14 protein-coding genes are annotated in these 18799 nt (G+C 58.4%); 10 read left to right on the top strand and 4 right to left on the bottom strand.

Annotated features, from left to right (window positions below):
- Nucleotides 1–87: 87 nt before the first annotated feature.
- A complete protein-coding gene (locus FTE24_RS12530; RefSeq protein WP_150233661.1) occupies nt 88–1425 on the top strand; it encodes an ABC transporter substrate-binding protein in 1338 nt (445 codons plus the stop codon).
- An 84-nt stretch (nt 1426–1509) separates the two neighbouring features.
- Here FTE24_RS12530 and FTE24_RS12525 read toward each other — a convergent pair whose 3' ends face one another.
- The gene (locus FTE24_RS12525; protein WP_150233659.1) at nt 1510–2409 is read right to left on the bottom strand and encodes a LysR family transcriptional regulator; all 900 of its coding nucleotides are present in this window, start codon (nt 2407–2409) and stop codon (nt 1510–1512) included.
- A 154-nt stretch (nt 2410–2563) separates the two neighbouring features.
- On the opposite strand from FTE24_RS12525, the gene FTE24_RS12520 reads away from it, so the two are divergent.
- The gene (locus FTE24_RS12520) at nt 2564–3715 is read left to right on the top strand and encodes an MFS transporter (protein ID WP_150233657.1); all 1152 of its coding nucleotides are present in this window, start codon (nt 2564–2566) and stop codon (nt 3713–3715) included.
- A gap of 116 nt (nt 3716–3831) precedes the next feature.
- Here the strand turns inward: FTE24_RS12520 and FTE24_RS12515 are convergent, their stop codons facing one another.
- Nucleotides 3832–4026 carry a hypothetical protein gene (locus FTE24_RS12515; RefSeq protein WP_150233655.1) on the bottom strand — a complete coding sequence of 65 codons (195 nt, stop codon included), beginning with the start codon at nt 4024–4026 and terminating at the stop codon, nt 3832–3834.
- A gap of 339 nt (nt 4027–4365) precedes the next feature.
- On the opposite strand from FTE24_RS12515, the gene FTE24_RS12510 reads away from it, so the two are divergent.
- Together FTE24_RS12510 and FTE24_RS12505 are read left to right on the top strand one after the other, a co-directional pair.
- Nucleotides 4366–5592, top strand: a complete 1227-nt coding sequence (locus tag FTE24_RS12510; protein ID WP_150233653.1) for a GTP-binding protein — start codon at nt 4366–4368, stop codon at nt 5590–5592.
- A gap of 160 nt (nt 5593–5752) precedes the next feature.
- Complete coding sequence (locus FTE24_RS12505; RefSeq protein ID WP_150233651.1) at nt 5753–6232, top strand: polyketide cyclase; 480 nt, start codon at nt 5753–5755, stop codon at nt 6230–6232.
- A gap of 457 nt (nt 6233–6689) precedes the next feature.
- Here the strand turns inward: FTE24_RS12505 and FTE24_RS12500 are convergent, their stop codons facing one another.
- On the bottom strand, nt 6690–7190 hold the full coding sequence (locus FTE24_RS12500; protein WP_150233649.1) for a hypothetical protein: 501 nt from the start codon (nt 7188–7190) through the stop codon (nt 6690–6692).
- Between the two features lie 340 nt (nt 7191–7530).
- On the opposite strand from FTE24_RS12500, the gene FTE24_RS12495 reads away from it, so the two are divergent.
- Nucleotides 7531–8316 carry a glucose-1-dehydrogenase gene (locus tag FTE24_RS12495; RefSeq protein WP_150233976.1) on the top strand — a complete coding sequence of 262 codons (786 nt, stop codon included), beginning with the start codon at nt 7531–7533 and terminating at the stop codon, nt 8314–8316.
- Nucleotides 8317–8420: 104 nt separating this feature from the next.
- Nucleotides 8421–10109: a glycoside hydrolase family 13 protein gene (locus tag FTE24_RS12490; RefSeq protein ID WP_150233647.1), complete on the top strand. Its 1689-nt coding sequence runs from the start codon at nt 8421–8423 to the stop codon at nt 10107–10109.
- Nucleotides 10110–10235: 126 nt separating this feature from the next.
- Here the strand turns inward: FTE24_RS12490 and FTE24_RS12485 are convergent, their stop codons facing one another.
- Nucleotides 10236–10943 carry an adenosine deaminase gene (locus tag FTE24_RS12485; RefSeq protein ID WP_150233645.1) on the bottom strand — a complete coding sequence of 236 codons (708 nt, stop codon included), beginning with the start codon at nt 10941–10943 and terminating at the stop codon, nt 10236–10238.
- 429 nt (nt 10944–11372) lie between these two features.
- Between FTE24_RS12485 and arfA the strand changes: the two genes are divergently transcribed.
- The 4 genes from arfA to FTE24_RS12465 all read left to right on the top strand — a co-directional run bounded on the left by arfA (nt 11373) and on the right by FTE24_RS12465 (nt 18564).
- Nucleotides 11373–12905, top strand: coding sequence for an arabinosylfuranosidase ArfA (arfA, locus tag FTE24_RS12480; RefSeq protein ID WP_150233643.1), 1533 nt, complete (start codon nt 11373–11375; stop codon nt 12903–12905).
- A 637-nt stretch (nt 12906–13542) separates the two neighbouring features.
- The gene (locus tag FTE24_RS12475; protein ID WP_150233641.1) at nt 13543–15027 is read left to right on the top strand and encodes an alpha-N-arabinofuranosidase; all 1485 of its coding nucleotides are present in this window, start codon (nt 13543–13545) and stop codon (nt 15025–15027) included.
- 62 nt (nt 15028–15089) lie between these two features.
- On the top strand, nt 15090–16391 hold the full coding sequence (locus tag FTE24_RS12470) for a glycoside hydrolase family 27 protein (protein WP_150233639.1): 1302 nt from the start codon (nt 15090–15092) through the stop codon (nt 16389–16391).
- A gap of 469 nt (nt 16392–16860) precedes the next feature.
- A complete protein-coding gene (locus tag FTE24_RS12465) occupies nt 16861–18564 on the top strand; it encodes a glycoside hydrolase family 13 protein (protein ID WP_150233638.1) in 1704 nt (567 codons plus the stop codon).
- The last annotated feature ends 235 nt before the right edge of the window (nt 18565–18799 follow it).

Here is an 18799-nt window from a genome sequence, read left to right as displayed (position 1 = left end):
GCTCGCCGCACGAATGGGAAGAGCGAGTCAGATCTGGCACGAATTGCACAAAAAAGCTTCAACACACACAAAAGGGAGGCTGTACACATGAAAAAAACGAGCTTTCTTACCATGGCGCTGCTGCTGATGGTTTCGCTGCTCGCCGCCTGCGGAGGCGGAGGCGCCATGCCGAATCCGGAGACCGGCGCGACCGGAGGAACCGGCACGACGGCAGGGACGACGGATTCGGGCGGAGACGGCGACGCGCCGGCTTCCGACGTTACGCTCAAGATGTTCCAGTTCAAAGTCGAAATCGCCGACGCGATGGAGAAACTGCTGGCCGAATACAAAAAAGAAACCGGCGTCAACATCACGATCGAAACGGTCGGCGGCGGCGCGGATTACGGCGCGGCCCTCAAAGCGAAGTTCGCTTCGGGCGACGAGCCGGACATTTTCAACAACGGCGGCTACAACGAAGCGCAGCTGTGGAAAGACCGCATGGAAGATCTGTCCGATCAGCCGTGGGTAGGCGATCTGACCGACAACGTCAAAGATCCTATGACGATGGACGGCAAGCTGTACGGCCTGCCGATGAACATCGAAGGGTACGGCTTCCTGTACAACAAAGCGCTGTTCGAACAGGCGGGCATCACGGAAATTCCGACGACGCTTACCGCTCTGCGCGAAGCGGCCCAGAAGCTCAAAGACGCCGGCATCGTGCCGTTCGAGAACGGCTACCAGGAATGGTGGGTTATCGGCCAGCATTTGGTCAATGACGCGTATGCCAAGCAGGCCGATCCGGACAAATTCATCGCCGACTGGAGAGAAGGCAAGACGTCCGTAGCGGACAACGAAATCTTCAACCAGTGGATCGACCTCGTCGACCTGACGATGGAATTCAGCAACGATCGTCCCCTGACGACCGACTACAACACGCAAATGACCGAATTCGCTTCCGGCATGGCAGCGATGACGCAGCAGGGCAACTGGACGCAGGTCCAGATCGACGGAATCGATCCGGAAGTCGAAATCGGCATCCTGCCGATGCCGATCAACGACGACGTCGCGCTGAACGACAACATTTTCGTCGGCGTGCCGAACAACTGGGTCGTGAACAAAGACTCGGCGAACAAAGAAGAAGCGAAAAAGTTCCTCAACTGGATGGTCACATCCGAGACAGGCAAACGTTACACGGTCGAAGAGTTCAAATTCATCCCGGCGCTCAAGACGATCACGTACGAACCGGAACAGCTCGGCGATATCGCCGCAGGCATCCAGGAATACGTGCAGGCCGACAAGACGCTCGGTTGGCAGTGGCCTAAGCTGCCGGACGGCACAAGCCAGGAATTCGGCGCCCTGATGCAAGCCTATGTGGCGAAGAAGATCACGAAGGAAGAACTGTTCAAGCAGATGGACGAAACGGTTCTGAAATTGGCTAAAAAGTAAGAAAAGCTGCACCGCGCACGTCAAAAAGCTCCCGGACTTCAGGTTCCGGGAGCTTTTTTCTGTGCAAAAGAGACGGCGGAGCAATCAGGGAAAAGGTCTCATTGGCGCAAAAAAGTCGGTCAACCAGCGGATCAGTTCCCGCTGCGCGCCGGTCAGGAACCGATCCGTGTAATAGGTCAGTTCCAGATGCCGCACCGGCACTTCTCCGGAGAGCGGCACGGCGACGATGTCCGGGTAAGCGCCGCCGTTTTGCCCGATCAGTCCGACCGGCTGCACCGCCGCGCCGATCCCGGCGGACACGAGCTGGAGCAGCGAGACGGCCGAATCGGTCTCCATCGCCGTCGTCAATTCGAAGCCCTGCCTGCGGCAGGTCTCGTCGACGAGGTCGCGGCCCACGTAGCCTTTGGGATACATGACGAGCGGATGGCTGCGCAGGTCCGCAAGCGTGATCCGTTTGCGGCCGGCCAGCTTGCTGCCTGCGCGAACGAGCAGGCCGTACGGCTCCGAGCCGAGCGGAATACGGGTGAGCCGGTCGTCCGCCGGACCCTGCAGCCCGATGCCCAGATCGACCTTGTGCCCGAGCACTTCCTCGTACGCGAAAATGGTCGAGATCACCTGCAGGCGCGTGTCGGGGTATTTGGTCTTGAACCGGACGAACAGCGGCACGAGGCGAAAGTCGAGATCCGAAGGCAGCGCCGCGAGGCGAATCTCGCCCTGGCTGCCCGCTCGGAGTTCCGTCGCGGCCGTTTGGATATCCATTTCCGCCTGCAGCATCTTGGTGCCGTAATGTTTCAGCATTTTGCCTGCTTCGGTAACGACGACTTTTTTGCCGATCCGATCGAACAGCGGAATGCCGACTTCCGCTTCGAGCGCGCGGATCTGCTGGCTTAGCGTCGGCTGGGAGATGCCCAGCTGCTCGGCAGCCCGCGTAAAATGCAGATGCTCGTACACGGCGAGAAAATACCGGATATTGCGCGTATCCATACTTCGGTTTCGCTCCAATCATAGTTTTTTACTATCATAATAATAAAAATAATAGGATTGATCAATGATTGTCCGATGCCTATACTGAGGTCGAAGTCGAGTCGGCATCCTGTCGATTCGGCATAAATTCGATGGAGTATAGGGAGGCGTAGAGATGAGAAAAATTTATTTGATTCTGGCGATCGTGGTCGCGGCGTTGAATCTGCGGCCGCTGATGACTTCGGCTGCGCCTTTGCTCGCGACGATCCAGAGCCATCTCGGCATGAGCGGCACCGCCGCGAGCCTGCTGACGACGCTGCCGGTGCTGTGCATGGGCTTGTTCGCGCCGCTTGCGGCGGGTATCAGCGGCCGGATCGGCCTGGAACGCACGATCTGGGCAGCGCTGCTGCTCATTACGGGCATGACGGCGCTCCGCGGCATCGGCGAATCGGTATCGCTGCTGATTATGACAGCCGTCGCCGGCGGCATCGGCATCAGCCTGGCCGGTCCGCTGCTGTCCGCTTTTATCAAAAAATATTTCCCCGCCCATCCCGCGGTCGTCAGCGTCTATTCCGCGGCGATGACAGCCGGAGCGGCACTCTCGTCCGGTCTGTCCGTGCCGCTTTACGAGCGCAGCGGGCAGCATCTGCCGTTCGCTTTGGCCATCTGGGCGCTGCCGGGCCTGGCGGCGCTGCTGATCTGGGCGGCGCTGGCCCGCCGCCGCAGCGAATCGGCCGCGCGGAAGCCGTACTCTCTGCCTCTGCGCAGCCGGCAGGCGAGGCGGCTGACGCTGTTCTTCGGCCTTATGGCCGGCATCTTCTATTCGGTGACGGCATGGATCGCGCCGATCGCGGTCAGTCTCGGCTATACGCCGGGCGAAGCCGCCGTATGTCTGACCGTGTTCGCCTTGATCCAGATTCCGGTATCGCTGATCGTGCCCGGAATCGTAGCGAAGTTCGGGCAGAAAAGAATCGTCCTGCTGCTGTGCAGCACGTTCGAGCTGGCCGGGATCGTCCTGCTGCTGGCCGGCGCTCCCGCGCTGCTGGCCGCCGTCAGCCTCGGCCTCGGCGCCGGCGGACTGTTCCCGCTTGCGCTGATGCTGCCGATCGCGGAAGCCAAGTCGCCGGAAGAAGCCGGCGGCTGGGCGGCGATGACCCAGGGCGGCGGCTACGTGATCGGCGCGCTGGGCCCGCTCGCGATCGGGCTGCTGCATGATGCCGCCGGCACGTTTGCCGCGCCGCTGTCGCTGCTGCTCGTCATGATTGCGGCGATGATGGGACTTCAATGGAAGATGACCGGCGGCGCGAACGCCCGCCGGGCGGATTGAATCGGGAGAGGGCAGGAACTGGGGCAGCCCGGGAGAGCCCGGAGAAGCGTACGCTTTGCGTGCGCTTTTTGGCTGTTTTCGAATGTCGGGATGTCGGGGGATTCTAACGGCACCGTCTACTTGCGGTGCCGTCTAAACACCACGTTCGTAAAAGTGCCCAGTATGAGGCTGGCACCGATCCCGGCCGCAATCGATAGAATCACGGGAGCGAGCCACGGGCCGGGAGACATGATGTTGAGGATGCCGAGACCCGCGACGACAACGAAAAATATGATGTAGTCGAGCAGACGTAGATTTTCGGGCAGTTTCATGGAAATCCTCCTTATTTCGAACGAATTTTGATCGGCCAATCTCGCGGCAGCCGTTTCCGATTGAACGATAGTCCGTGCCTTTTCGTTACGGCAGCAGGGGCAAGTTTCGTCTTCCTAATTCTTTTACCCCTATCGCGGATCGTCGTTCTCCAATCTTTTCAACTCCCGTTCTCCGACCTTCCGTTGACAAGCCGGCGGGGAAGTGGTTAAGATGGTAACGATATTAATCGTAATAATTACGATTAATATCGAATAGCCAACTCGCACGCCCAAGATACAAGCCTGAGGCCCAGCTTCTTTTTCCACCCATCCTTTTTTGAAAGCGAGCGTGAACTCTCCATGAACCAACCTTACGCACAACCGGCAGGCGAAGACCGGCGCATCCCCGTTACCGTTCTCAGCGGCTATCTGGGTTCCGGCAAGACGACGCTGCTCAACCATGTGCTCAACAACCGGACCGGACTCCGAGTCGCCGTGATCGTCAACGACATGAGCGAAGTGAATATCGACGCGGATTTGATCCGGGGCGGCGGCGGACTGTCGCGGATCGACGAGAAGCTGGTCGAGATGTCGAACGGCTGCATCTGCTGTACGCTGCGCGAAGACCTGCTGACGGAAGTGGAGCGGCTGGCGGAAGAAGGACGCTTCGACTATATCCTGATCGAATCGACGGGCATCGGCGAGCCGCTGCCGGTGGCGCAGACGTTCAGCTACGTGGACGAGGAGAACGGTATCGACCTGACGCAGCTGACGCGGCTCGATACGATGGTGACGGTCGTGAACGCGGCGGAATTCTGGAACGACTACCAGTCGCGCGAGAAGCTGCGGGACCGCGGACAAGAAGTCGAGGCAGAAGATGAGCGGAGCATCGTCGACCTGCTGGTCGAACAGGTGGAGTTCTGCGACGTGCTCATTTTGAATAAATGCGATCTGGTGGAACCGGCCGAGCTGGACCGTCTGGAACAGGTGCTGCGCAGCCTTCAGCCGACGGCGACCTTTATTCGCTCCATCAACGGGCAGGTCGATGCGGCGGAGATTCTCAACACCGGCAAGTTCGATTTCGAACGCGCCAGCGTCTCGGCGGGCTGGATTCAGGAGCTGGAGCGGGAAGAACATGCGCCGGAGACGGAAGAGTACGGGATTCATTCTTTTGTGTATAAAAGAAAAGTGCCGTTCCATCCCGAACGCTTCGGCCGATGGTTGGCGCGCTGGCCGGAAGCGGTCGTGCGTTCCAAAGGCATCGTCTGGATGGCGTTCGACAACCGCAAAGCGTATTCGTTCAGCCAGGCCGGAAGCTCCAAAGAATTTACGAGCGCGGGGATGTGGGTATCGGCGCTGACGCCGGAAGAACGGGACTTCTATTTCGGCGAAGGCGAATCGCTGGAGAATTCCCCGGATTGGGACGAACGTTGGGGCGACCGTGTGACGAAGCTTGTACTGATCGGCCTCGGCATGGACCGGGAAGCGATCGAACGATCGCTGGATGCGGCGCTGCTGACCGATGCGGAGCTGGAGCAGGATTGGCAGACGTTCCCGAATCCGTTCAAACCGAAAGCGGCCGTCTGACTGTTCGCGGCCCGGTCCGCCTCCCTCCGCGTGCAGGGTGAAGGCGTCCGGAAGCCTGGCGCTGGCGTCCTGCCGTCCTTTTTTGCCCGGACCCGCTGTTCAATTTCCTCGCTTGGTGTTAATGAAGGGAAGAGACTCAAGCGTCGGGAGGCGACAAGCCATGAACGGATACCGATTCGTCAGCGACTGGATGTTGGAGACGAGCACGGAAGCTTTGTGGACACTGATCGAAGAACCGGAACAGGCGGATTGGTGGCGCGGCTGTTGCATTCGCAAAATCAAATCGGGCCCTTCCGGCGACGGGATCGGCGACGAATATTTGACCGTGATCCGAAGCCGGATGCTGTATAAGCTGTCTTTTACCGCACGTATCGTGGAGAAGCGCAGCCCGAACCTGATCGAACTGCGCGCCGACGGCCATCTCGAAGGCAGCGGACGGCTTGAATTCGAGCAGGTCGGCGACTGCACCCGCGTCCGCTACACGTGGGAAGTGCGGACGAAGAAGCGCTGGATGAACCTGTGGGCGCCCTTTTTCCGTCCCGCGTTTGTATGGAACCACAACCGGGTGATGGCCGACTGCATCGAAGGATTGACCCGCCGCCTCGGCGTGCGGCTCGTCCAGCCCGGCATGGCGGAATGAGACGTTTGCGGGCGAGTCGTGGAAATAACTGCGAAAACGTCGTTAATTTTGCGTGCGCATGGTTTGTTTTTGGAATAAGTGCGTAAGTACACTTATTTTGCGGAAAAATAGTCGAACGCGGGCAAAAGCGGCCGATTAAGTGTCGCCAGGACGTTAATTGTGAAAAAAGCCAAAAAAGAGCCGGAATAAGTGTAGTTAAGCACTTATTTCGGCTCTTTTTCGATTTTGTCGCGAAGGAGCCGCTTCATGCGGCCTGCCGTTCCCCGGCCCCGCCTCTGCGGGCTCCCCGATCATGCTGCCACGGCTCACTCCGCCGAGCTGCCGCCCGCCGGCCATTGCCTCGCACTACCGCGGCTCACTCCGCCACGCTACCGCCGGCCATTGCCCAGCTACCGCGGCTTCAATCCGCCTCACCGCCGCATTGCCGCCGCTGGCCCGCCGGCAGCGGTTCTACCCCTCACGCCCCCGCCATGCTCGACGACAAGCTCGCGGCCACGATCTCCGGCAGTTCGGCTCTGTACGCTATGTAAGCTTCCTTGTCGATCTGGCCGTTGGCCAGGCGCTGCTCAAGCTGCTGCGCAAGTTCACTCACCTGCAGGGCGATCAGCTGCTGTTCGCTGCCTCCGCGGAGCGCGGCGATTTCGCGCAGCGACAAGCCTTCATACATCAGGTCGTACACCTGCTGTTCGTCCTGGGCGCCGAGCGCGTACAGGAAAGCTTCTTTGCCGCCGGTCGTCTCGTCGCTCGAAGAAGGAGGCGTGTCGCGGTAGACCGCTTCGGCTTCGACTTTGCCGCCGCCGAGACTGCTGCCGAGCGTGATGCCGAGCGCGAGCGTGCCGACGATCCAGATTCTTTTGAGATTGATGCGGGGTCTGGCGGGCAGTTCGGCTTTCTTGATCAAGGGCTTGGCGCTGCGCGATTCGGCGCTTTTCGTGCCGGTTTTTTTCATGGTTTTCATCGAGGTGCCTCGCTTTCCGGAATAGGTTCATGGATTCGTGCTTGTTCGTTCCTCTGTCTTGACTGTTCGATCTGTCTTGGTTGTTCGATCTGTCTTGACCGTTCAATCCGTCGGGACTGCCTGATCGTGCTTCAATGCCGCTGCGATGTCGCTATATGGAGGTCGTCCGTCTATGTGCGTTGTGGGAGGTGTTTGAAGCTTCTCTCTACCCTTACTATAACCGCCGAATATTAACCCAAGCTTAACCCGGGGTAATTTTTCGGATAAAAGCGACAGCGAAAAAAAGAAAGTTTCTGCGGCGGACAGCGGGGTACTAATAAGGAGAAGAGGAGGGATGGTTATGTATCCGGATCTGGAAGGAAAAACGGTGATCGTCACCGGAGCCGCATCGGGCCTCGGCAAATCGATCGCTCTGCGGCTCGGCCGCGAGAAAGCGAACGTCGTCATCAACTACCACAGCAACAGCGAAGGCATTGAAGACATGGTGCGGGAGATCGAACAGGCGGGCGGCCGAGCCATTACGGTTCAGGCCAGTTCCTCGGAAGAGGAAGGCGTCAAGAAACTGATCCAGGCCGCGCACGATACGTTCGGCGGACTCGACATCATGATCAACAACGCCGGCAAGGAGAACGAAGTCGAATCGCACAAGCTGTCGCTCGAAGACTGGAATCAGGTCATCAATCTCAATCTGACCGGCTATTTCCTCGGCAGCCGCGAAGCGATCGCGTACATGCTGGAACATAACATCAAAGGCACGGTCATTAACATGTCCAGCGTGCACGAGATCATTCCATGGCCTCACTTCGTGCATTACGCGGCGAGCAAAGGCGGGGTCAAGATGATGACCGAGACGCTTGCGCTGGAGTACGCGCCGAAGGGGATCCGGGTCAACTCGATCGGTCCCGGTGCGATCAACACGCCGATCAACAAGAAGAAATTCGAAGATCCCGAGCAGAAAAAACAGGTCGAGAGCATGATTCCGATGGGTTACGTAGGCGAACCCGAGGAAATTGCCGCGGTCGCGGCCTGGCTCTCGTCGTCGGAATCCAGCTACGTGACGGGTATCACGCTGTTTGCCGACGGAGGCATGACCAAATATCCTTCGTTCCAAGGCGGAAAAGGATAATTGGCGTACGGTCTATGTAAATGAAAGGAAGCGGAAGGCGTCTGGCACATACAGGGCAGCCCTTCCGCTTTTTTTGCTTCGCAAACCGGAAGGAGGAACACCCGATGAATCCGAAATGGTGGAAAGAAAGCGTCGTTTACGAGATCTATATCAAAAGCTTCATGGACGCAAACGGGGACGGAGTCGGCGATCTGGCCGGCGTGCTCTCGAAGCTGGATTATTTGCAGGAACTCGGCGTGGACGTACTGTGGCTGACGCCCGTATTCGATTCGCCCGACCATGAAGGCGGTTACGATATTCGCGATTACCGGAAGATCATGGACAAGTTCGGCACGATGGACGATTTCGACCGGCTGCTGGAAGAAGCGCACGGCCGCAGCATGAAGATCATGCTGGAGATGCCGCTGAACCATACGTCGAACGAACATCCGTGGTTCGAGCAATCGCGATCTTCCAAGCAAAGTGACAAACGCAATTATTATATTTGGCGCGAAGGCCGGGGGTCGGGCTTTCCGAACAACTGGGGTTCGTATTTCGGCGGTTCGGTGTGGGAGTTCGACGCCGACACCGAAGAATATTATATGCATCTGTACAGCCACCGGCAGCCGAACCTGAACTGGCAGAACGAACAGGTGCGCGAAGAAGCGTACCAGATCGTCAAATGGTGGGCGGACAAAGGCGTGGACGGTTTCCATTTCAACTCGATCGCCCACGTCGTCAAGACCGAAGGCCACGACGACGAAGAGACCGGGAATGCGCAGCACCTGCCGGTCGAGCGGGCGTATCAGATGTTCTCGAGTCTGGACAAGGTGAACGGAATCGTAAAAAGACTGCATGACGAACTCGGCGCGGACTACGATATCGTGGCGATCGGCGAAGCGGCGGGCCTCGATCCTTCGCAGACGCTCGATTCGATCGGCGACGAGCCGGGCCAGGCGAACATGGTGCTCAACTCCGACCATATGCTGCTGAGCCATGCGTCTCAGGGCATCGCGCGCTGGACGACGCAATCCTGGACGCTGCTCGATATCAAGAACGCGATCAGCCATTGGCAGACCGTGCTGCACGGCCAGGGCTGGAATGCCAACAACCTCGCCGACCATGACCAGCCGCGTTCGGTTTGCCGGTTCGGCCATACGGGCGAATACCGCGAATTGTCGGCCAAGATGCTGGCGACGCTGCTGATGACGCTCGAAGGCACGCCGTCCATCTATCAGGGCGAAGAACTCGGCATGGTCGGCGGCGTGTTCCGAACGGCGGCCGATTTCCGCGACGAAGAGACGCTGAACTTCCTCGATCATGCGCGCAAAAGCGGCATGGACGAAGAAGAAGCGCTCAAGATCGCAAGGCGCAATACCCGCGATGCCGGGCGCACGCCGATGCAGTGGGAATCTTCGCCGGGAGCGGGCTTCACGACCGGCGAGCCGTGGATCGGCGTCGCGCCGGATTACGAGGCGATCAACGCCGCTTCGGCCGTGGCCGACCCGAATTCGGTCTTCCACTACTATAAGAAGCTGATCGAGCTGCGCAAAGTCAGCCGGACGCTGCTCTACGGCGAATACCGCCTGCTGCTGCCGCTCGACAAAGACATCTACGCGTACACGCGCACGTTCGAAGACGAGACGCTGATGATCGTGCTGAACTTTTTCGGCGGCACGCCGACGTTCCACTGTCCGGAGCGGCTGTGCGAACGCCTGCGCGAGCTGATCCTCAGCAACTACGAACCCGGCGAAGTGCAGGCGCACACGTTCGAGATGCGGCCTTACGAGGCGGCGGTGTATCGGTTGGGTTAAGGATGCCCGAACGAGGCGAACCGAACCGCAGGAACGAAAACCGAAAAAGGCTGTCCCGTATAGCGGGACAGCCTTTTATTAATGAATCCGGTTGCGTAATTGCCCACATCTGATTTCGGCAGGCATTTAGTTCGCGTCCGAGATCGGACCGCAGCCGTAAGGCTGGCAGGTCTGGAGTGTCGAGACGGTCTGAATGAAGCCGGTGTAATCGTGATATTTATAAAAATGATAGTCTTTTTTGAGCGTTAACGTTGCTGAAGCATCACTGTGTCTTACCGATTTGGCATACGATTTTTCGACCCAGTAGGCTCTTGGACCATTCATTGAAACATAGTAGGAAGCTACGGTTACGAGAGCGCCTACTGTAGGTCCGGCTATATAGGAGGCCAGCACTCCCGCCACCAAAGACGCGGTAGCATACAAAATTTCGGTCGAATTTTGCAACATGCCCGTATATTCAAAGCCGTCTCCCGCTGCTTCGGCATTGGCGGAAAGGCCCTGTTTTTGTTGAATCGGTAACGATTCTTTAATGGCATAGTTCACTTCGCCGGTCTGCAGATTTTCGTATTTGACTTTGTTGTCTTCGACTTTGAAGATCTTGAACTGTTCTCCTTCGGCACTCGTGGAGATGTAGTGGTCGTCGTATTGAGTCAAGGTAGAGCCGTCCGTGAACGTCACGGAGCTGCTCGTCGTGCTTGCGACCATGTCGGCAAGGCTTTCGGTTTGCTGGGAAAACGATGGAGCGGGCTGGCTCTGAGCGGAGGCTGGAACGGCAATAGACGTAAAGAGCAGAGCACCTGCGAAAAACGGGCTGGCCAATTTAAATTTATTCATTCTTGACACTCCATTCGTTTGGGTTTTTAAAAGATCGAATCCGGCTTCGAATCTTTTTGCGCCATCCCCAATCTTTTCCGGAAAAAGCTTGGGTTACAGGGATGAACGATGAGCCGATCAAGAAAGTTATGTTTTTTTAGATAAAAAAATAAAAAAAGGCATAAATCAAGTGATTTAAGCGTTAAAAAGAAGAAATATGAAGCAGCAGCCAAAAAAGAAAAGAGAAAAATAATATTATTAATAAATATATTAGTGATTCATATAAGAATTGACTTGTACGGACATGCGTGATACATTGGGTGCGTAAAGGTTCTTCCGCCCGCGAAGACGGCATCGGAGCACGGAAAAGGCTCATCCGGATTAGCGGTTCGACATGAATTGTAAGCGTTTCAATCGCAGGGAGCCTTCATTAAATTGCAGATGGAAAGGATGAGCAGATTGGCAGCATCTAACCTGAAAGCCAGAATGATCGTCGATAAGGCGTTCCGCATTTCCGAAATTGACGAGCGCATCTATGGATCGTTTATCGAACACTTGGGCCGTGCCGTGTACGGAGGCATCTACGAGCCGGACCATCCGACCGCCGACGAGCACGGTTTCCGCGGCGACGTGAAGCAGTTGATCCGCGACCTGAGAGTGCCGATCGTCCGTTATCCGGGCGGCAACTTCGTCTCGGGCTACGATTGGGAAGACGGCGTGGGCCCGGTCGCAGACCGCCCAAAACGCCTCGAGCTCGCCTGGCGCACGCTTGAGCCGAACTACGTCGGAACGAACGAGTTCATGCGCTGGGCCAAAGACGCCGGGACCGACGTCATGATGGCCGTCAACCTCGGGACGCGGGGCATCGACGCCGCGCGCAACCTGGTCGAATACTGCAACCATCCGGGCGGCAGCCGCTACAGCGACCTGCGCAAAAGCCACGGATTCGCGGAGCCGCACAAGATCAAGATGTGGTGCCTCGGCAACGAAATGGACGGACCGTGGCAGATCGGGCACAAGACGGCGGAAGAGTACGGACGTCTCGCGCTGGAGACGGGCAAAGCGATGCGTCTGATCGATCCGGATATCGAACTCGTCTCCTGCGGCAGCTCCAGCACCGGTATGCCGACGTTCCCTTCGTGGGAAGCGGACACGCTGGACCATACGTACGAAGTGGCCGATTTCGTCTCGCTGCACCAGTACTACGGCAACCGCGACGACGACTCGGCGAACTATCTGGCGCGCGGGATGGACATGGACCACTTTATCCACACGGTCATCTCGACGACGGACTACATCAAGGCGAAGAAACGCAGCAAAAAAACGATGAAGCTCAGCTTCGACGAATGGAACGTCTGGTACCACTCCAACGAAGCGGATGCGCAGATCGACCGCAATCCGTGGAGCGTGGCGCCGCCGCAGCTCGAAGACGTCTACAACTTCGAAGACGCTCTGCTCGTCGGCAGCATGCTGATGACGTTCCTGCGCCGCGCGGACCGCGTCAAGTCGGCCTGCCTCGCGCAGCTCGTCAACGTTATCGCGCCGATCATGACGGAGAACGGCGGACGTTCGTGGAAGCAGACCATCTACTATCCGTACCTGCACGCTTCCATCTACGGACGCGGCGTCTCGCTCAAGCCGGTCGTCGACTCGCCGAAGTACGACGCCAAAGACTATACCGACGTGCCATACCTCGATACCGCCGTCGTGCATAACGAAGAAGAAGACACGCTGACGATCTTCGCGCTCAACCGTCACCTGACCGAAGCGCTCGATCTGACGTGCGACGTACGCAGCTTTGAAGGTTATGCGATCGAAGAACATATCGTGCTGGAGAACGACGACCTCAAAGCCGTCAACACAGCCGACAGCGAGAAAGTCGCTCCGCATAACCGCGGCGCTTCCGAGCTCAAAGACGGCATCGTAAGCGGCCGTCTGGCCAAAGCGTCGTGGAACGTGATTCGCCTGCGCAAACGCGGCTGATCGCGCCCGGCAAGGCAAGGCAAGGCAAGGCAAGGATCGCTGCAAGGAGCGGGTAAGGCCGAGCCGTCAGCGGGTAGGATCGCGCAGGGATACGGTTTTCCGGATCGGGAAACCGTCCGGCGCGCGGCAGGGCAGGAAGCAGGGAACAGGCCGGCAATCGTTTCGGATCAAGCGAAGCGCTGCGGGCATATTCCCGTTGGTCTGCGCCGGTAAAACCGGGCAGCCGCTCAGATGGCGTATTCGGCGCGGCGCGGCGCGAAATGTTGACCTAATGCTCACATTTTGCAGGGAAAACGACGGTTTTCGTGGAAATGTTGCTGTAATGAGCACATTTTCGGACCACAAGCCGCTCAAACAGCGTATTCGGCTTAAAATGTTGACTAAATGCTCACATTTTGCGGAAAAGGCTGCGGTTTTGGCGAAAATGTTGCTGAAATGACCACATTTTCGGCCGCCCCGCTCATTTGGCTCGATAGGAACGGCTGAACTCTTTTCGCAAAGAGGCACAAAAAAGCACAAAGAGGCACATAGAGGAACGCGTAGGCGCACGGCTCGCACGCTTGCTCTCATCAAATGATCAAAGGTACGTACAAGTTAACATAATATCCCGCAGGGGATCGCCAGGGAGGCATTTTTCATGACAAAGGCATCGGTAATCGTTAACGCAGACGTGACACTCGGCAAGATCGACCGCAATATCTACGGACAGTTCGCGGAGCATCTGGGGCGCTGTATCTACGAAGGCATGTGGGTCGGGGAAGATTCGGAGACGCCGAATATCGACGGTATCCGCAAAGACGTGCTGCAGGCGCTCAAAAACCTCAGTATTCCGGTTCTGCGCTGGCCGGGGGGCTGTTTTGCCGACGAATATCATTGGAAAGACGGCGTAGGCCCGCGCGAAGGACGCGCCCGGATGGTCAATACGCACTGGGGCGGCGTGGTGGAGAACAATCATTTTGGCACGCACGAGTTTTTCCGGCTGTGCGAGCTGCTGGAGACCGAACCGTATATTTGCGGCAACGTAGGCAGCGGATCGGTGCAGGAGATGTCCGAATGGGTCGAGTACATGACGTTCGACGGCGAATCCCCGATGGCCAAATGGCGTCAGGAGAACGGGCAGGACAAGCCGTGGAAACTGAAATATTTCGGCGTCGGCAACGAAAACTGGGGCTGCGGCGGCAACATGCGCGCGGAGTATTACGCCGACGAATATCGCCGCTACCAGACGTATTCGCGCAATTACGGCGACAACAAGCTGTTCAAGATCGCGGGCGGGCCGAACGTCGACGATTACCACTGGACGGAAGTGCTGATGCGCGAAGCGGGCCGCCACATGGACGGGCTGAGCCTGCATTATTACACGATGGAAGGCAGCTGGGAAGAGAAGAAAGCGGCGCTCGGCTTCGACGAGAACGGCTGGTTCGAGGTGATGAAAAAGTCGCTGCACATGGACGAGCTGATTACCCGCCACACGACGATCATGGACAAATACGATCCGGAGAAAAGAGTGGCGCTGATCGTGGACGAGTGGGGCACGTGGTTCCTGAGCGAGCCGGGCACCAATCCGGGCTTCCTGTACCAGCAAAATTCGCTGCGCGACGCGCTGGTCGCCGGGCTGCACCTGCATATTTTCCACAACCATCACGAACGCGTCAAAATGACGAATATCGCGCAGATGGTCAACGTGCTGCAGGCGATGATTCTGACCGAAGGCGACAAAATGCTGCTTACGCCGACGTATCACGTGTTCGAAATGTTCAAGGTGCACCAGGATGCCGACGTGCTGCAAATGGCCGTGGAGACGCCCGATTACGAACTGAACGGCGATTCGATCCCGCAGGTCAGCGTCTCCGCTTCGCGCAAAAACGGCGCCGTGCATATCAGCCTGTGCAACGTCAGCCCGACGGCAGGCAGCAGCCTGACGCTTGACCTGCGCGGCATCGGAGCCGAAGGCGCGGTAAGCGGACGCGTTCTGACAGCAGGCCGCATGGACGCGCACAATACGTTCGAGCAGCCGGACACGATCGCGCCGCAGTCGTTCGAGAACTTCAAGCGCGAAGGCAGCAGTCTCAACGTGGAGCTGCCGCCGATGTCGGTGACAGTCCTGACGATTCAGGGTTAAGCCCAAGAGGACAGGGCAAGAAGACAAGCCAACAAGCAGCACGCAAAGGAGGAGACCTCGCAATGAAGCATCATGCTTACGCGCAGACGCCGCCGCTCGGCTGGAACAGCTGGGACTGCTACGGCGCAAGCGTTACGGAAGAAGAGGTGCGCGGCAACGCGGACTATATGGCGGAACATCTCAAAGCCCACGGCTGGGAATACGTCGTCGTCGATATTCAATGGTACGAACCGGGCGCGTATTCTTCGCGCTACCGGCCGTTCGTGCCGCTGGAGATGGATGAATACTCCCGCCTGATGCCGGCGACGAACCGGTTTCCTTCGGCGGAAGGCGGCGGCGGATTCCGGGAACTCGCGGACTACGTGCACGGGCTCGGTCTCAAGTTCGGCATCCATATCATGCGCGGCATCCCGCGTCAGGCGGTGCATGCCGATACGAAGATTCTCGGCACGGACATCACCGCCCGGCAGATCGCGCATCCCAATTCGATCTGTCCGTGGAACACGGACATGTACGGCGTCGATCCGGCGCAGGAAGGCGCCCAGGCGTACTACGATTCGCTGTTCGCGCTCTACGCGCAGTGGGGCGTCGACTACGTCAAAGTCGACGATATCGCCGACTCGCGGCTGTACGGCTACCATGAAGGCGAAGTCGAACTGATCCGCCGCGCGATCGACGGCTGCGGCCGCGACATGGTGCTGAGCCTGTCGCCGGGGCCGGCGCACGTCGACCGGGCCGAGCATTTGATCGGGCATGCCAATCTGTGGCGCATGACCGACGATTATTGGGACCATTGGTTTCTGCTGCGCGGCATGTTCGAGCGCTGCGAAGCCTGGGCGCCGCACGTCGGTCCGGGGCATTTCCCGGACTGTGACATGCTGCCGCTCGGTCGGATCGGCATTCGCAGCGTCGACGGCGGGGACGAAGACCGCCTGACGCGCTTTACCCGCGATGAGCAGGTCACGATGATGACCTTGTGGAGCCTGTTCCGCTCGCCGCTCATGTTCGGCGGCGAACTGCGCAGCAACGACGAGTGGACCCTGTCGCTGCTCACCAACGACGAAGTGCTGGCCGTCTCGCGGGACGGCCATGAACCGCGCCCGCTGCCGCGGCGCGCCGGCGATCCGGACGGCGTCCGGATCTGGACTTCGCGCCGCCCGGACGGCGGCTTGAACGTGGGCCTGTTCAATCTCGGCGACGAACCCGCCGATATCGCATTGGCCCTGGGCGAGATCGCGTCCGCGCCGGATGCGCGCGTCCGCGATCTCTGGGCGCGGCAGGGCGAAGCCGCGCCGGAAGGCGTGCTGCGGGCGCAGCTCCCGCCGCACGGCAGCCGCCTGTTCGCGGTGTCGGCGGCGGAGTAACGCCGCCGACCGGCCGCGGCTGCTCTTGTCCACGCGCCGAAGCAAGCGCCCCGCTCTTGCCCACGCGCCGAAGCAGGCGCCCTGCTCTTGCTCTCTCGCCGCATCGGCTCTGCCGGCCCTTCGCCGCCGACACCGCGCTTTCCGACCACCGCCTCCAAGCGGCCAGCCTCCCGTTCCGCCTCCGGCGAACGGGAGGCTTTTTTTTATGCCGATATTCTATTGCCCGATATTCCACTCCGATTTTTTATTCAAATTTTAGCGATCCCCCTTTTAAGCTTGCTCTATAGCGGGTATATCTTACACACGATAGGACTTTCTTTTCGGAAGCCGCTTCATAATATTCGATCTGTATTCGACTTGCCTTCTACTTTCATTCAATGTGTATTTCGCTTGGCGTTGTCTTCTTTGCGTACAATCCGTTCCCGTACCGATCGCATTCACTCCACCTTCAGAAAGGGGAAGCCCCTACATGCAGCACGAATCATGGAAAGAAAAAGTCGTTTATCAGGTATTCCCTCGCAGTTTTCAGGATTCGAACGGAGACGGCAGCGGCGATCTGCCGGGCATCGTGTCGCGGCTGGACTATATTCGCTCGATCGGGGTCGATACGATCTGGCTGAGTCCGGTCTACGAGTCGCCGCGCGTCGATCAGGGCTACGATATTCGCAACCATCGCGAAATCGATCCCCTGATGGGCACGATGGAAGACTGGGAAGAGCTGCTGCGGGAGACGCATGCGCGCGGCATGGACCTGTGGATGGACCTCGTGCTGAACCATACGTCGGACCAGCATCGCTGGTTCAAGCAGTCCATCAGTTCCAAAGACAATCCGTACCGCGATTACTATATCTGGCGCCCGGGTGAAGCGGACGGCCAACCGCCGAACAACTGGACGTCCTACCTCGGCGGCAGCGCCTGGGAATACGACGAAGCGAGCGGCGAATATTATTTGCATCTGTACAACAAGCGGCAGCCCGACCTCAACTGGGACAACCCCAAAGTGCGCGAAGAAATTCACGCATTGGTCCGCTACTGGCTGGACAAAGGCGTAGACGGATTCCGGCTGGACGCGATCAACGTCGTCTCCAAAGACCACCGGCTGCCCGACACGGACGAGAGCAAGCTCGAAGGCAGCGGCTACAAACATTTCAAGAACGGTCCCCACGTGCACGAGTATTTGCGGGAGCTGAACGAGCAAGGCTTTTCGCACAAAGCAGGTACGGTCACGGTAGGCGAAGCTTCGATGGTCTCGATGGACGACGTGGCGCGCTATACCGACCCCGACCGGCAGGAGCTGAGCATGATCTTCATGATGGAATCGCCGAGCATCGGGACCGATCCGAACGACTCGTTCAAGGAGCGGGACTGGAAGCTGCCGGAGCTCAAGGAGATCGTGGCGAGATGGGAAAAAGAACTGCTGAACCGCGGCTGGTTCGGCCTGTTCGCGAGCAACCACGATCATCCGCGCATGGTATCAAGCTTCGGCCACGACGGGCAGTACCGCGTCGAATCGGCCAAGATGCTCGCGACGCTCGTGCATACGCTGTGGGGCACGCCGTTCATCTATCAGGGCGAAGAGATCGGCATGACGAATTATCCGTTCGAGTCGATCGATCAGCTGGACGATCAGATGGCGCGGCATTATTACGAATCGCGCACGGCGCAGGGCGAAGATCCGAAGGAAGTGGAACGCCGCGTGCTGGAGGGTACCCGGGATCACGCGCGCACGCCGATGCAGTGGACCGACGGCGAGCAGGCGGGCTTTACGGACGGCAGCGCGAAGCCTTGGATGCCGGTCAATCCCAACCATCGCGAGATCAACGTGCAGGCGCAGGAGAACGACCCGGATTCCGTCCTCAACTATTACCGCAGCCTGATCGCCCTGCGCCGCGAGCATGCGGACGTGATCGTTCACGGCGAATACGCGTCGCTGCTGGAAGAACATGAGCAGGTGTTCGCTTACGTTCGCCGGAACGAGAACAGTCAAGGCCTGGTACTGCTGAATTTTTCGGATCAAGAAGCGGAGTTTGAACTGCCGGACGATATCGGCGTCTGCCTCGATTCCGCGTATCGGCTGCTCGGCAATTATGCGGCGGACGGCGGCGTTCCGCGCACGCTGCGTCCATACGAAGCGTTGATCTTCGGAGGACTGAAGCCTGCTCCGGGCAAATAAAAGCCAAAGGGAGGAGCCGCGCGGGAATCGGGCTTCCCTGCTCGAACGAATCAGAGCGGAGCGGATGGATCCAGTCTTTCCAGTCTGTATGTAATAAAATTACCAGTCATTTACACCTATATTTTTCCTCTAATTTTCTTCTAGTATTCTATTATCTTCGTGTCGAATCGTGACGATATATAGTAGAATTCGATGATCTTCATGTCGAATTATGATAATAATAGAAGAAAAGTTT

It is taken from the genome of Saccharibacillus sp. WB 17, from assembly GCF_008634075.2.
Lineage (GTDB): Bacteria > Bacillota > Bacilli > Paenibacillales > Paenibacillaceae > Saccharibacillus > Saccharibacillus brassicae.
This window is presented reverse-complemented; position numbering and strand designations above follow the sequence as displayed.